Source organism: Flavisolibacter tropicus (genome assembly GCF_001644645.1).
Classification (GTDB): domain Bacteria; phylum Bacteroidota; class Bacteroidia; order Chitinophagales; family Chitinophagaceae; genus Flavisolibacter; species Flavisolibacter tropicus.
Genome location: NZ_CP011390.1, coordinates 1,522,094 through 1,536,564, shown reverse-complemented (window position 1 = coordinate 1,536,564; position 14,471 = coordinate 1,522,094). Strand labels below are relative to the sequence as shown.

The window sequence follows — 14,471 nt, the reverse complement described above, 5'->3', positions numbered from 1 at the left end:
TCTCGTATATATCTCGCCCCTAATAGAGACGAGATATATACAGGATAAATGTGTGTTATAGGGAAGAAAAAGATCATAAATATCGAAACAAAGCCGCGCACAATAAGGTAAGTATAGTGGTTATTTAATTCGACACCTTATTGAATATGTCAATGCAAAATCAGAAAGGCAGCTTTTGTCTAATTTGATTTTTTTGTCTTTTGTCAACTCATGTATATTTTTTATGATCTTTCCAGTATGAAAGGGCTGTTAGTTTTTTTAGGATTTATTGTTATAGGATGTTCGTCTGCTCCTAAGCTGGTTTTACAAAAAACAACTTCAGATAGAAAGGCGGGTACTATTTTATTTAAAGAGGGCGCAGCCAATGATTGGCGAAAAAGAGATTCCATGGTTATTGCCGAGATTTCGAAGGGAAATATGCCTTCATTCTTACAGCAATTGACACCTGTACATTTACAACTTTTCGATACGGCCAGTCAGAAAACGATAAAAGCTATTATATATGTAACACCAGATTATTTGAGTGTGGGAACGAATACAGATTGGGTGCGGGTTTGTCTTACGCCTATAACAGCGCAGAAACTGGCTGATCAATTCCATTGTTTTCTACCCACGCGAAAACTGGTCGATGCTATTTATGCAGCCGCAAAAGTAAAGCTGGAACCTGTACCTATGTTTGCCTTTCGGGATAGCACACCCACCATGTATCAACATCACCTGATCATAGAAGGCCAGCGAAAAGGGCAGAAAGGTTTAATAGGTGGAATTAAGAAGGATATTGTTACTACCGGGAAACTGGTTAAGGAAAATCGGCTTGATAAAGTCGCTATCTATGGCTGGCACCAGTTAAATGGAAAACCTATTCAGCCTCTCTACACCGGGCATGCCAATTGGTATACCGATTATAGTCATGGTACACGTTTGGTGTACAACAAGATAAAGGTCAATGGGCGATGGTATGATTACAAAGATGTGTGGCAACACCCCGTCTGGCGTAAGCTGGTGTGTGATGAAGAATATTGTGACTTATATAAATACCCATATTAACACAGTAAGGTTATCTTTGCGGCACTTTTTATGGACGCATATTCAAAACTGCAAGCAGCCGCGGCTTTTTTACAACCGTTGATTTCTCAACCCATTAGAACAGCAGTGGTGTTGGGAAGTGGCTTAGGAAACTTTACCAAAGAAATTGTAATTGAAAAGGAAATACCCTATGAGGATATTCCACACTTTCCGGTGTCTACCGTTGAGGGACATCATGGTAAGTTGATCATTGGTACAATTGCCGATAAACCTATAATAGCTATGGCTGGCCGCTTTCATTTTTATGAAGGCTACCGGGCAGAGGAAGTTGTATTTCCCATTCGAGTTTTAAAACTATTGGGTGTTACTACATTATTGATTTCAAATGCCGCTGGTGGGGTTAAGCCTGGTTTGAAAGTAGGGGATTTAATGATCATTAATGATCATATTTCCTTGGCCATTGTAAATCCTCTATTGGGTAAAAATGACGATCGCTTAGGACCTCGTTTTCCTGATATGAGCGAGCCCTATAAAAAAGAATTAATTGTTAAAGCTAAAGCAATAGCTGCTGAGCAAGGTATTGAATTAAAAGAAGGCGTGTACTTTGGTGTTACAGGTCCAACTTTTGAAACACGGGCTGAGTATAAAATGATTCATGTGCTAGGTGGAGATGCGGTAGGAATGAGTACCGTTCAGGAGGTAATAACTGCTGTACATATGGGTATGGACGTATTTGCCATGAGCGTAATTACTGATATCGGTATCCGTGAGGAAGATAACATTATAACGCATGAAGAGGTTTTGGAAGCAGCAACAGCAGCAGAACCTAAGTTCTCTACTATATTTCGTGAGCTAATAAGAAGCGTCAATTAATTCGTGCAGATTAAACGTATATACCAACTCCTTTTTGCTTTAATGCTCTTGCTTAGTGCACCTGGTGTACAAGCGCAAGGCGTTATTCGGGATATTGGTAACCGCTTTAAAGGTGGCGGCGGTGGTGGAAACAATGATAGCTTACAACGTCGGAATAAGTTTGAGGACAGTATAACTATTAGTGCCCGTTATCTGGACTCTACACGCAGTTATTCGTTGGACTCCTCCATTAACGATTTTTATCGACGATTTCCGGTTCCCACTACTTATAATTATTTAGGTAATACGGGTACAGCGGCCCATTCCATTTTATTTGCTCCAATTATTCGTACTGGTTTTGATCCCGGGTTTCATGCTTTGGATTTATATAAATGGACAGCAGATAAGATTCAGTTTTTTAATACTACCCGGCCTTATACAGAGCTGGCCTATTTATTAGGAAGCAAAACGCAGCAAATCATTCAAGTACATCATACGCAAAACTTTAAACCTTACTGGAATATTGGATTGCACTATCGATTGATCAATAGTCCCGGGTATTTGAAAAACCAACGTTCGAATCACAATAATTATCTCTTTACTTCCTGGTATCAATCACCCAATAAGCGTTACAATAATTATGTTGCCTTAATTGGTAATAAGCTACAGGTAGCTGAAAATGGTGGCATTCGTAATGACAGGAACTATATGGATGATCCTGTGTTTGAAGAACGGATTTCAATTCCTACCAAGTTTGGCCCTCAAAACGAAGATTATACGCGTACTCCGTTCGGTGTAAGCTTGGTTACAGGTAATGATTACCGCGAGTTTGTTGGATTGCTCCGTCAGCAATATGATTTCGGTAAGAAAGATTCAATTGTAACGGATTCAACTGTTATACCGTTGTTTTATCCGCGCCTCCGGTTTGAACATACTTTCCAGTATCGCCGCAACCGCTATACATTTCAGGATTATTCAGTTGATACAACCTATTATCCCGCCTACTATAATATTCAATTACACACAGGGGATACAGTGTATTTACAAGACCGTTGGCGTGAGTTAAATAATGACTTTTCCATCTACACGTTCCCAGATGCCAAGAACCTGCAACAGTTTTTAAAGCTTGGGGCAGAGCTGCAATTGTTAAATGGAAAGGTGAAGGACGGTAACAAAGAAAACTTTGTCAATACCGTTTTACATGGTGAGTATCGCAACCGTACCCGAAACCAGAAATGGGATATGTTAGCATCCGGACGTTTGCATGTTAGTGGATACAATCAAGGCGACTATCATGCCTATATAAGCTTGCAGCGTTTGCTTAGTAGCAAGTTAGGTAGTCTACAAGTAGGTTTTGAAAACAGTAACCGATCTCCGGCGTATATTCAAAAAGGGCTGAGTAGTTTTAACTTTAATCCAACATTGTCGTTGAATAAAGAAAATACCTCCCACATTTTTGCAACCATTTCAAACCCTAAATTGAAGCTTAGTCTCGGGGGCGATTATTTTCTAATGGGTAACTACCTCTATTATAAAAACTTTTATACCGTAGAGCAGGAGAGTGCCTTATTCAACATATTACGTATTAGCGCTTTTAAAACATTCAAAGTTGCACGTCATGTGAACTGGTACATGGAGGCATATTTGCAGCAGAAAACCGGTAATGTGGATGTAAATGTTCCTTTGTTTTTAACACGTAACCGCATAGCATTTGAGGGTAATTTCTTTAGAAACCTGTTTATGTCTACCGGGATTGATATTCGCTATCATACACCTTTTGATGCAGATAACTATTCGCCTGTCAATGGACAGTTTGTATTTCAGGATACTACTTCTATTAAGAACAAGCCTGATATCCATGCTTATTTCAATTTCCGCATTCGTGGTTTCCAGGCATACATAAGAGCGGAAAATTTGAATGCATTTAAGTTTTCAAATGGCATTACGTTCACAAATGAAAACTTTTCTGCACCCGATTACCCTTATCCTGGCTTAGTGCTACGCCTAGGGATTTTCTGGAGCTTTGTTAATTGATACTTAATCTTGATCCTTGACAAAAATCAGGTTTGCTTTATAATAAAGCTCCTATAACTTTGTTACGTTCATGAAGAGGTTTGCGGCTTCCATATTATTGACTTTGTACTTTGTAGTAAGCACAGGTTTTACTGTAAACCTGCATTACTGCATGAACAAGTTTCATTCATGGGAGCTAGGAACTTCTGAAAAGGAGAAGTGTGAGAAGTGCGGCATGTCTACTCAAAAAAAACATGGTTGCTGCCGCGATGAGGTAAAGGTTATGAAGCTGAAACAGGACCAGGTTATGTCCGCTACAGCTATTTACCTGTTTAGTGCGCCTGCAATTCCCGCTTCTTTTGTTCCCGAGTTTTTATTGCCTGTAATAAAATCAGTTTCTACTCAGGAGGATCGAATACATGGTCCACCTCTTCTATCTAAACAGGATACTTACTTGAATAATTGCGTTTTCAGACTATAGACACAATGTTTTATCTAGTCATTGGCTGCTTTTGCTATTAAGGCAGGTTATATTATTTATTCAAGTAAAAATTTAAAAAATGAAAACGCTTAAAATAGTTCTTTTCTCCTCTTTGTTTATTCTGTTCGCTCAACTTGTAAATGCACAAACAAAGTCTGCCACATTTAAAGTGTCGGGTGAATGTGGTATGTGTAAGAATAAAATTGAAACGGCTGCAAAAAATGCCGGAGCTTCCTATGCTCAATGGAATGTAGACTCAAAATCGCTAACTATTAAATACAACAGCAAATCTTCCAACGAAGCAAAAATCCAGGAAGGTATAGCTGCTGTTGGATACGATACTCCTAATTATAAAGCTACAGACGAGGCTTATAACAAACTTCACGATTGTTGTAAATATGAAAGAGTAGGCGATCAGAAGAGCTGTTGCGATGGTACTTCCTGCACAAAAGAAGAATGTAAGAAATGCTGTGCTGATGGTAAGTGTACAGCAAGCATGGATTGCTGCAAAGACGGCAAGTGCAGTCATGATGCTCAAACTGCGGGTGCTGGAAAAGAAGGCGCTGCTTGTTGCAAAAAGTCATAACCTTAAAACAGCTTTCATATGAAAAGTATTCTTATGCTGGCTGCTTTCCTTATAGGTATGCAAGCCAATGCGCAATTTTCTAAAGCTTCTCTACAAGCCAGCGGTCTAACCTGTTCTATGTGCTCAAAGGCTGTAAAAGTGGCTTTGGAAGGCGTGCCATTTGTTGAAAAAGTACAAGTGGATATTAAAAATCAGCAATACAATTTGACATTTAAGTCTGGTGCAGCTGTAGATTTTGATGCTTTGAGTAAAGCCGTACAAGATGCAGGCTTCTCTGTGGCAAGCTTAAAAGTGAATGTTGATCTTAATAATGTAACTATTGAGAAAGACAAGCACTTTGAGTTGGGAGGGCAATATTTTCACTTTTTAAATGCAGCAGGCAAACAGCTTAATGGTGCTACAACACTTAGTATTGTAGATAAAAGCTTTGTTTCTGCAAAAGAGTTCAAGAAGTGGAGTAGTGCTTCAAAGCTTACCTGCGTACAAACTGGCAAGGCAGCAGCCTGCTGCGCCAAGGAAAACGTAGCAGAGCAAGCCCGTATTTATCATGTTGTAATATAATTCAATGCAGCCCCTGCATCCGCAGGGGCTATTTATAATCATGAAGAATTTATTGTTTTTGATTGGCTTGCTAAGTGTGGGCAGTCAGCTCTGTGCGCAAGAGTTGTATCCCTACACAGAGCCAGCTTCTAATATGCCATCTAAGTCAATTAGTGTAAAAATGACTTCGATGTTTGAGCGCGCATTGCATTCTGGTCAAATAGTTCAGCGACATATGCCTGAGGTAATGTTAGGATTGGATAAGAAGTGGATGGTTCACGGAGGGCTTCTCTTTTCTGACATGCAGGATGAGCAATTTAAATGGGAAGGAGCCCGTGTATATGGTAAATACCGCTTTTTATCTAATGATGAAGTACACAAACACTTCCGGATGGCTGCTTTTGCTGCTGCTACTTATAGTCGTAATCAGTTAGAGCACAATGAGCTTAATATGATGGGCGACCAAAGTGGTATACAGGCCGGGTTGATAGCTACTCAGCTTTGGAATAAGTTAGCCATTTCGGGTACGGGCAGTATAATGGAAGTGCTGAATCAAAAGACGAAAAAGAGTGCTGAAGCAGACTCGTATGCTTATCGGGCACTTAACTATTCTTTATCGGCAGGCTATTTACTGTTTCCTTTGGAGTATGCTGATTATGATCAGACAAATGTGAATCTGTATGCTGAATTGTTGGGTGGAAGAAACCTTGGCTTTGAAGGGGAGACGTATTATGTTGATCTTGCGCCCTCTATTCAGTTTATTTTTAAGAGTACAGGTAAATTGAATTTGGGTTATCGCTTTGAGCTAAGCAGTGATATCTATCGGCTTTCCAGGAGGCAGTTCATGATTGGCTATGAACACATTTTCTTAAATGCACTTCAGCGAAAAAAGAAGAAGACAATTTCAAAATAAAAAAATCCCGCTCACTGAGCGGGATTTTTCTTGTATTAACGTAAGAATAATAACTCTCTGTATTTTGGTAAATACCATTCCTTATCATCAACCAACAGTTCCAACTTGTCGCCATGATAACGAATCTGATCAAAGAATTTCTCTTTCACATCAGCGCAATATGCAATAGCTTTTTCGCGAGTATCAGTCATGTTGTTACACGTTTTACGTGCTTCAATCATTTGCTCTACTAAGTCGCTAAGGTTATTGATGTGGCCAGAAATAACTTCCAGGATCTGACGCTGATTAGCGTAGCTCTTTTCTGGTAAACCTACTTCTTTTAATCCACGAATGTTATTTACTAACAGGTTTTGATAACGAATGGCAGCTGGTAAAATGTGACTTGTTGCCAATTCCGCCATCAAGCGGCCTTCAATTTGAACTTTTTTGATGTATTTCTCTAGTTCAATCTCATGGCGCGCTTCCAATTCTGAATGGGTATAGATGCGGTTCTTCTCAAACAAATACTTCGCTTTCTCAGTTACCATTGCATCTAAAGCAAGAGGGGTAGTTTTAACGTTAGGTAGCCCACGACGTTCTGCTTCTTTTTCCCACTCTTCACTATAACCATCACCTTCAAACAAAATCTTTTCGCTGGATACGATGTATTCGCGAATCGTATGCATGATGGCAATTTCCTTCTTCTCACCTTTCTCGATCAAGCTATCCACTTCCTGTTTGAATTGCTTAAGTGTTTGTGCCATGATCGTATTCAATACAGTCATAGCGTTAGCACAGTTAGCAGAAGACCCTACAGCACGGAATTCAAATTTGTTACCGGTGAAGGCAAAAGGAGAAGTTCTGTTTCTATCAGTATTATCCATGAACAATTCAGGAATACTCTTATAGATATCCATCTTCAACATGCTCTCATCTTGCTCGTCAAACTTATCACCAACTCTTTGTTTTACATCTTCTAATACTTTAAATAAATATTGACCGATGAAAACAGAAATGATAGCAGGCGGCGCTTCATTAGCTCCTAAACGATAGTCATTTGTAGCAGATGCAATAGCAGCTCTTAGCAAATCATTATAATCGTGTACAGCTTTAATAGCATTTACAAAGAAAGCTAGGAACATTAAGTTGGTTTTTGGCGTTTTACCTGGCGCTAATAAGTTAACACCAGTATCAGTAGCCAAACTCCAGTTGTTGTGTTTACCACTACCGTTGATACCGGCAAATGGTTTTTCATGAAGAAGTACCTTTAGTTTGTGACGTTCAGCAACACGGGTCATGATATCCATCAAAAGCGTGTTGTGATCAACTGCTATATTGGCTTCTTCAAAAATAGGAGCGCACTCAAATTGAGAAGGTGCAACCTCATTGTGACGAGTGCGCAGTGGAATACCTAAGCGATAAGATTCTTTTTCAAAATCACGCATGAACGCATAAACACGCTCTGGAATAGAGCCAAAGTAGTGGTCTTCTAATTGTTGACCCTTTGCAGGACTATGGCCATAAACCGTTCTGCCACACATAACCAGGTCTGGACGGGCATTGTACAACCCCTCATCAACCACAAAATATTCTTGCTCCCAGCCTAGGGTAGGTGTAACGCGGGTTACATTTTTATCAAAGTAATTACAAACGTCAACCGCAGCGCGGTTTACAGCGTCTAAGGCCTTTAAAAGAGGGGCTTTGTAATCTAAAGATTCTCCAGTATACGAAACGAAGATAGTGGGGATACATAGGGTTTTGCCTAATCCCATATCCATAATAAAAGCAGGAGAAGAAGGATCCCAGGCTGTATATCCACGAGCTTCAAAAGTAGCGCGTAAACCACCACTTGGGAAAGAGGAAGCATCTGGCTCTTGTTGGATCAAAGCGTCGCCTTCAAACTGCTCAATGGCTGTACCATCACTCTTTACAGTAAAGAATGAATCGTGTTTTTCTGCCGTAGTTCCAGTCAATGGTTGAAACCAGTGTGTAAAATGGCTAACACCTTTGCTTTCGGCCCAGGCGCGAATTCCATTGGCAATTTGATTCGCCATAACGCGATCAATCTTCTGACCGGCTTTGATAGAGCCCATTAGGCTTTTGTAAGCTTCATCACTTAAAAATTGTCGGGCTACTTCATGAGTAAAAACGTTCTCTGCAAAAATGGCTGTAATCTTAGTAGGATGGTCCTGTACTAAAGGAGCCGAGTGAAAGAGGTTTTGTAAAGCGTTAAAGCGAAGCGACATAAAGTAAATTTTCAACAAAGAAAAAGAAGATGAAGCATAAAAGTGATAAAAAAAACGATAAAACTCTAAAATGTGTCGCTTAATGTAGAAAAAATGTCAAAAAAATCAGAAGTGATGTGATGAATACGGAAGAGTTTACTCTAAAACTATATGTTATTAAATAATTTAATATAAATGAATGTTTTCACTCTTTTCCAATCCGTCATAGCAATGATCGGCGATAGTAAAAAAGGTAGGGCGATGCTTCTATAGCGGACTATTGCCCCTAAAATATTTACTGTATAGCCTATCATTAAAAACATGGTAATTGATAGAGTTAAACAAAAAAGAAGAAAGGGGGTAAGATGAATATCCTTTCTTTTAAACAAGAAGAATATTATATATAAGAACAGGAAGAGCAGTGTTTCAATACAAGAAATGAGGGAAAAGAAATGGTGTACATCGGTAGGATAGGGGCGTAATACTGTTAGGGCAACTGATTGCGGAGCATTTTTAATAAAACCCCAAAAACTGGGTTCTAATGGATGAACTTTTATGCTCGAATTACCATGTAAGTCTAAAAACTCTTGTTGCCTGACCGCAACAGCTTCCATTAAATTAACATTGGGTAAGAGATAGTGAGCTGTAAAAAAGAACAGGATACAGATAAAGTAGGTGGCTCCAAAAACATATACAGGTTTGTACTTTGACTTTTGTGCAATAAGCCAGGCTGTAACCGCTGGGAGTAAAATGATTAAAACAAAACTGCGTAAAATCATTAAAAACAAGGCTAAAAGGAGGATGGCGCATCGTTGCCATGAAAACTTCTTCTCTTTTAACCCCAAATATACATGATAGCAAATCAGCGCAAAACTTAAGAAAACAAGCCCATCCTTATGAAGTCCACTATTCCAGAACAAAAAGGAAGGGATTAGGAATATAGCGATTTGTAGGCTCTGCTCTTTAGCGGGAAAAACGTTTTTCATAACCCTATAAAGGGCTATAGGGCCAAAAAAGGTTAAAAAGGAATAGAAAATGACATTGATATAATAATTGCCAAGGCTGAATAGATTGAAAACTGCCAGCAACTTATCAAAGAAAAGATACTTAACATCGTTCCACCAGGAGTCTTTACTATCTAAAAACTTTGAAAACCCCTCATCATAATTGGTGTGAAACAGACTGGTAATGAAATCCAATGGATGGTTTAAAAGAAGTTGATATTGTTTAAGACCATTATAGTGAAAATACCAGGTATCTACCATCTGCAGCTGTTGGCCATAATAAACGCCAAGCCATCCGTAAAAGATACCAGCAATAACTTTAAGCAGAAATAGGATGATAAGCTGAGTGGAATTTAATCCTGATTTAATAAAGAAGTCAATCTTTGTTACCAGCCATGCAAAAAGCAGTAAATAAGCTACAAACAACAGGTGGTCCAATCAATATGAGAGTTTAATCTGCGCAAAATAGAAATTATTATCCACAAGCTTTGAATAAAAAAATAGGTATGCAATCGAAGGCATTGTAGCTTTGCCGCTTTCTAATCAATCATGGAAATTACAGCAAAAACAGCCCAGCAGCTTCGCCTAACAGAAGAAGAGTTCGAGTTAATTAAAAAGAAACTCGGCCGCACTCCTAATTTCAATGAGTTATGTGCTTTTTCCGGAATGTGGAGTGAGCACTGCAGTTACAAGAACTCAATTAAGTGGTTAAAGACCTTACCTCGTGAAGGTGGCAGAATGCTGGTAAAGGCCGGCGAAGAGAATGCAGGTTTAATGGATATTGGTGATGGCTTTGGTGTTGTTTTTAAAATTGAATCACATAATCACCCCTCTGCTATTGAGCCATTTCAAGGTGCTGCAACGGGCGTGGGTGGTATTCACCGTGATATTTTCACAATGGGAGCCCGTCCAATTGCTGCGTTAAATTCTTTACGTTTTGGAAATTTAAAGGATGGTAAAACGCAACATCTATTAGCAGGCGTTGTACATGGTATTAGTCATTACGGTAACTGTTTTGGCGTGCCAACAGTAGGTGGCGAGATCTATTTTGAAAATTGCTACCATACCAATCCTCTCGTCAACGCTATGAGCGTTGGTGTAGTAAAAGTTGGTGAAACTGTTTCTGCTACAGCTGCTGGAACTGGAAATCCTGTGATGTATGTTGGTAGTGCTACCGGTAAAGATGGTATAGGTGGTGCATCGTTTGCTTCCGCTGATATTACAGAAGAAAGTGCTGAGGAGTTACCAGCTGTACAGGTTGGCGATCCATTCCAGGAGAAAAAACTTTTAGAGGCTTGCCTTGAAATAATAGCTACCGGTGCAGTTGTGGGTATGCAGGATATGGGTGCTGCAGGTATTATTTGTTCTACTGCAGAGATGAGTGCAAAAGGCGAAGTAGGAATGCGAATTGACTTAGATAAAGTACCAATGCGCCAGCAAAATATGAAAGCCTGGGAGCTTTTATTAAGTGAAAGCCAGGAGCGCATGTTACTGGTAGTAGAAAAAGGGCGTGAGCAAGAAGTAGAACGCATTTTCGAAAAATGGGACCTGCCAAGTGCCGTAATCGGTCATGTAACTGATGACGGTATACTAAGCTTCTATATGAATGGTGAGTTGGAAGCTCAAATTCCAGCTCAGGAGTTAGTATTAGGCGGTGGTGCTCCACAATATGATCGAGAATACAAGACGCCAGCTTATTTTGAAGAGATTAATAAGTTTGATAGCAACTCAATCGCTGAACCTAAAGATTTAAAGAAAGTAGCTGAGCAATTAATAAAATTGCCAACAATTGCTTCTAAGCGTTGGGTGTATGATCAATACGATAGTATGGTTGGAACAGTAAATGCTTCTACCAATGCCCCTACAGACGCAGCTATTGTAGTTGTAAAAGAAACTGGTAAAGGTTTAGCTGTTACAGTTGATTGTAATAGCCGCTATGTGCATGCTGATCCTTATAAAGGTGCAATGATTGCTGTTGCTGAAGCTGCACGTAACATTGTTTGTAGTGGCGGAAAGCCCTTAGGTGTAACCAATTGCTTGAATTTTGGTAACCCATTTGATCCTCAGGTTTATTATCAGTTTGTACATGCTGTAAAAGGAATGGGCGAAGCTTGTAGAAAGTTTGATACCCCTGTTACTGGTGGTAATGTAAGCTTCTACAATCAGAGTCCTGACGGGCCAGTATATCCAACCCCAACAATTGGTATGGTAGGTTCAGTTGAAGACCTGAACAAAAAGATGACCTTGAACTTTAAGCAAGACGGAGACATAATTTATATTATTGGTGAGATTGCAAATGACATCAACAGTAGTGAATACCTGCATAAAATTGTGGGTGTTGAAATGAGTCCTGCTCCTTCATTTGATCTGGATAAGGAATTTGAATTACAGCAAAAAATTGCTGAGCTGATTAGTCAGGGCGTTATTTCATCCGCTCACGATATAAGTGAAGGCGGTTTATTTATAACACTTTGTGAAAAAGGATTTACAGAGAATAAAGGATTTGAAATTTCTTCAGATACTTCAGTAAGAAAAGATGCTTTCTTATTTGGTGAAGCGCAGAGCCGTGTTGTGGTTTCTGTAGCTGCAGAAAATAAAGAAGCATTTGAAGGGTTAGTGGCAGGAGTTCCTTTTAAAGCTATCGGTAAAGTTACAAGTGGCGCTATTCAAATTGATGGCGAAAATTGGAATGAAATAGGTTATTGGAAAAATATCTATTTAACAGCTATTGAAAAGCACCTATCTAAAGACTTAGAGAGTGAAGGTGCTTTAGCAATGTTGTAAGACTATAAGACTTCGCTAAATATTTTAAGTTGCATGGATTGAGGAAACTCTACTTTACTCCATGCAACTTTGTTTTTAATCAATATAGTGGAATAATGTTAATCCCCATTTTTCCACAGGTCTGTTAAAAGCAAGTTGGCAGTCCAAAAATTGGTGTAGGTTTGCATGACCTCCCGAATAATTTACTATTCCGTTGGTCGCTTTATTTCTAAGACATTAACAGCTCAGAGTGCGACACAACGGATTGCTTGCTAGCATTAAGGCTGTCTTTATAAATCATTGATCATAGTTTATTAATAACCATTCAGCAATGGCAAAATATATTTTTGTTACCGGTGGTGTAACATCTTCTTTAGGTAAGGGTATTATTGCAGCTTCTTTAGCTAAACTTTTACAAGCAAGAGGCTTGCGTGTAACAATTCAAAAATTTGATCCTTACATTAATGTGGATCCGGGTACTTTAAACCCATATGAGCATGGTGAGTGTTATGTTACAGAAGACGGTGCTGAAACAGACTTAGACTTAGGGCACTATGAGCGCTTTTTAAATATTCATACAACTCAAGCTAATAACGTAACAACAGGTAGAATTTACCAGCATGTTATCACAAAGGAAAGAGAAGGTGCCTACCTGGGTAAAACGGTTCAGGTAATCCCTCATATTACAGATGAAATTAAAAGACGCATGTTGCTTTTGGGACAAACCGGGCAGTATGATATAGTGATTACAGAGCTGGGGGGAACAGTAGGGGATATTGAATCGCTTCCTTATATAGAGGCAGTTCGTCAGTTACAGTGGGAGTTGCCAGAAGAAGATCTTTTAGTTGTTCATCTTACCCTGATACCTTATTTGAAAGCGGCTAAAGAGCTAAAAACCAAGCCAACGCAGCACTCTGTGAAGATGCTAAGCGAAAGCGGTGTTTTCCCCGATATAATTGTTTGCCGTACTGAGGAGCCTATTTCAAATGATATTAAGCGTAAAATTGCCCTGTTCTGTAATGTAAAGCCAGAAGCGGTTATTGAGGCTCCAGATGCCAGCACTATCTATGAAGTGCCGCTGTTGATGATGAATGAAAAGCTAGATCAGATTGTTTTGAAGAAACTTAATATGACTAGCTATCACGAACCAGAATTAGGTCGTTGGAAGGAGTTTTTGGATAAATTAAAGTATCCAAAGTCTAAAATTACAATTGGTCTGATTGGAAAATACATTGAGCTTCAGGATGCGTATAAATCCATTTTGGAAGCATTTGTTCATGCCGGCGCAATAAATGAGTGCAAGGTGCAAGTGGTATCTATACACTCTGAATTTATTACTCCAGAGAATGTAGCTGAAAAATTCGCTAATCTGGATGGCTTGTTAGTGGCTCCAGGTTTTGGAAACAGAGGCATTGAAGGGAAAATTGAGGCCGTAAAGCATGCGCGTATGACTGGCTTACCATTTTTCGGCATTTGCTTAGGAATGCAAATGGCTGTAATCGAATATGGTCGTAATGTATTGGATATCAAGGATGCCCATTCAATGGAAATGGATCCGCATGTAGAAAATGCCGTTATTAATATGATGGAAGAGCAAAAAGCCATTACCACAAAAGGCGGCACTATGCGTCTTGGATCATATCCTTGTGAAATTAAACAAGGCTCATTGGCTGAACAAGTATATGGCACAACTGAAATAACAGAGCGTCACCGCCATCGTTATGAATTTAATAACCAGTATTTGGAGCAATACGAACAGGCTGGTATGGTTGCTTCTGGCAAAAATCCAGAGACAGGATTAGTAGAGATAATAGAGTTGCCTGGCCACCCTTATTTTATTGGTTGTCAGTACCATCCAGAACTAAAAAGCACAGTAGAGGCGCCGCATCCTTTGTTTGTTCATTTTGTAAAAGCTGCTAAAGCTAATAATGAAAGAAAGGCCTCTGCACGTAATCCTTTGTTGCAAAGTGAAATAATGAAATAAGAACAAAAGGGTTCTATACCTTATTTTAAATAATCTTTGTTAAGAATGGCAGTCCTATAAGGCTGCCATTCTGGTTTCTTGCTTCTTATAGCTTACTTCTACATA

11 protein-coding genes are annotated in these 14,471 nt (G+C 39.3%); 9 read left to right on the top strand and 2 right to left on the bottom strand.

All coding sequences use genetic code 11. The annotated features are described in order from the left end of the window. Positions 1-237: 237 nt before the first annotated feature. From SY85_RS06405 to SY85_RS06375, 7 genes are all read left to right on the top strand, one after another. Entirely contained in the window at positions 238-1,047 is an 810-nt protein-coding gene (locus SY85_RS06405; protein WP_148661126.1) for a hypothetical protein, read from the top strand. A 30-nt stretch (positions 1,048-1,077) separates the two neighbouring features. After that, a complete protein-coding gene (locus SY85_RS06400; protein WP_066402575.1) occupies positions 1,078-1,899 on the top strand; it encodes a purine-nucleoside phosphorylase in 822 nt (273 codons plus the stop codon). Between the two features lie 42 nt (positions 1,900-1,941). Next, on the top strand, positions 1,942-3,912 hold the full coding sequence (locus tag SY85_RS06395) for a putative porin (protein ID WP_066402574.1): 1,971 nt from the start codon (positions 1,942-1,944) through the stop codon (positions 3,910-3,912). Positions 3,913-3,982: 70 nt separating this feature from the next. Continuing rightward, positions 3,983-4,372: an HYC_CC_PP family protein gene (locus tag SY85_RS06390; protein ID WP_418251534.1), complete on the top strand. Its 390-nt coding sequence runs from the start codon at positions 3,983-3,985 to the stop codon at positions 4,370-4,372. Between the two features lie 79 nt (positions 4,373-4,451). Beyond that, positions 4,452-4,958: a heavy-metal-associated domain-containing protein gene (locus tag SY85_RS25135; protein ID WP_066402572.1), complete on the top strand. Its 507-nt coding sequence runs from the start codon at positions 4,452-4,454 to the stop codon at positions 4,956-4,958. Positions 4,959-4,976: 18 nt separating this feature from the next. Beyond that, entirely contained in the window at positions 4,977-5,519 is a 543-nt protein-coding gene (locus tag SY85_RS06380) for a heavy-metal-associated domain-containing protein (protein WP_066402571.1), read from the top strand. Positions 5,520-5,559: 40 nt separating this feature from the next. Next, positions 5,560-6,411 (top strand): hypothetical protein, encoded by an 852-nt coding sequence (locus SY85_RS06375; protein ID WP_066409444.1) that lies wholly within the window; start codon positions 5,560-5,562, stop codon positions 6,409-6,411. 35 nt (positions 6,412-6,446) lie between these two features. On the opposite strand, the gene SY85_RS06370 is transcribed toward SY85_RS06375, so the two are convergent. After that, positions 6,447-8,636 carry a glutamine synthetase III family protein gene (locus tag SY85_RS06370; protein ID WP_066402569.1) on the bottom strand — a complete coding sequence of 730 codons (2,190 nt, stop codon included), beginning with the start codon at positions 8,634-8,636 and terminating at the stop codon, positions 6,447-6,449. Positions 8,637-8,782: 146 nt separating this feature from the next. Further along, a complete protein-coding gene (locus tag SY85_RS25605) occupies positions 8,783-9,601 on the bottom strand; it encodes a hypothetical protein (protein ID WP_158512940.1) in 819 nt (272 codons plus the stop codon). A gap of 567 nt (positions 9,602-10,168) precedes the next feature. On the opposite strand from SY85_RS25605, the gene purL reads away from it, so the two are divergent. After that, positions 10,169-12,403, top strand: a complete 2,235-nt coding sequence (purL, locus tag SY85_RS06360; protein WP_066402567.1) for a phosphoribosylformylglycinamidine synthase subunit PurL — start codon at positions 10,169-10,171, stop codon at positions 12,401-12,403. 310 nt (positions 12,404-12,713) lie between these two features. Next, positions 12,714-14,366, top strand: a complete 1,653-nt coding sequence (locus SY85_RS06355) for a CTP synthase (protein WP_066402560.1) — start codon at positions 12,714-12,716, stop codon at positions 14,364-14,366. Positions 14,367-14,471 lie beyond the last annotated feature (105 nt).

Bases quoted from the DNA above. Each gene is read 5' to 3' on its own strand.
- SY85_RS06405 (WP_148661126.1), top strand. From the start codon at position 238: ATGAAAGGGCTGTTAGTTTTTTTAGGATTTATTGTTATAGGATGTTCG.
- SY85_RS06400 (WP_066402575.1), top strand. From the start codon at position 1,078: ATGGACGCATATTCAAAACTGCAAGCAGCCGCGGCTTTTTTACAACCG.
- SY85_RS06355 (WP_066402560.1), top strand. From the start codon at position 12,714: ATGGCAAAATATATTTTTGTTACCGGTGGTGTAACATCTTCTTTAGGT.
- SY85_RS06370 (WP_066402569.1), bottom strand. From the start codon at position 8,636: ATGTCGCTTCGCTTTAACGCTTTACAAAACCTCTTTCACTCGGCTCCT.
- SY85_RS06395 (WP_066402574.1), top strand. From the start codon at position 1,942: ATGCTCTTGCTTAGTGCACCTGGTGTACAAGCGCAAGGCGTTATTCGG.
- SY85_RS06390 (WP_418251534.1), top strand. From the start codon at position 3,983: ATGAAGAGGTTTGCGGCTTCCATATTATTGACTTTGTACTTTGTAGTA.
- SY85_RS06375 (WP_066409444.1), top strand. From the start codon at position 5,560: ATGAAGAATTTATTGTTTTTGATTGGCTTGCTAAGTGTGGGCAGTCAG.
- purL (WP_066402567.1), top strand. From the start codon at position 10,169: ATGGAAATTACAGCAAAAACAGCCCAGCAGCTTCGCCTAACAGAAGAA.
- SY85_RS25135 (WP_066402572.1), top strand. From the start codon at position 4,452: ATGAAAACGCTTAAAATAGTTCTTTTCTCCTCTTTGTTTATTCTGTTC.
- SY85_RS06380 (WP_066402571.1), top strand. From the start codon at position 4,977: ATGAAAAGTATTCTTATGCTGGCTGCTTTCCTTATAGGTATGCAAGCC.
- SY85_RS25605 (WP_158512940.1), bottom strand. From the start codon at position 9,601: ATGAAAAACGTTTTTCCCGCTAAAGAGCAGAGCCTACAAATCGCTATA.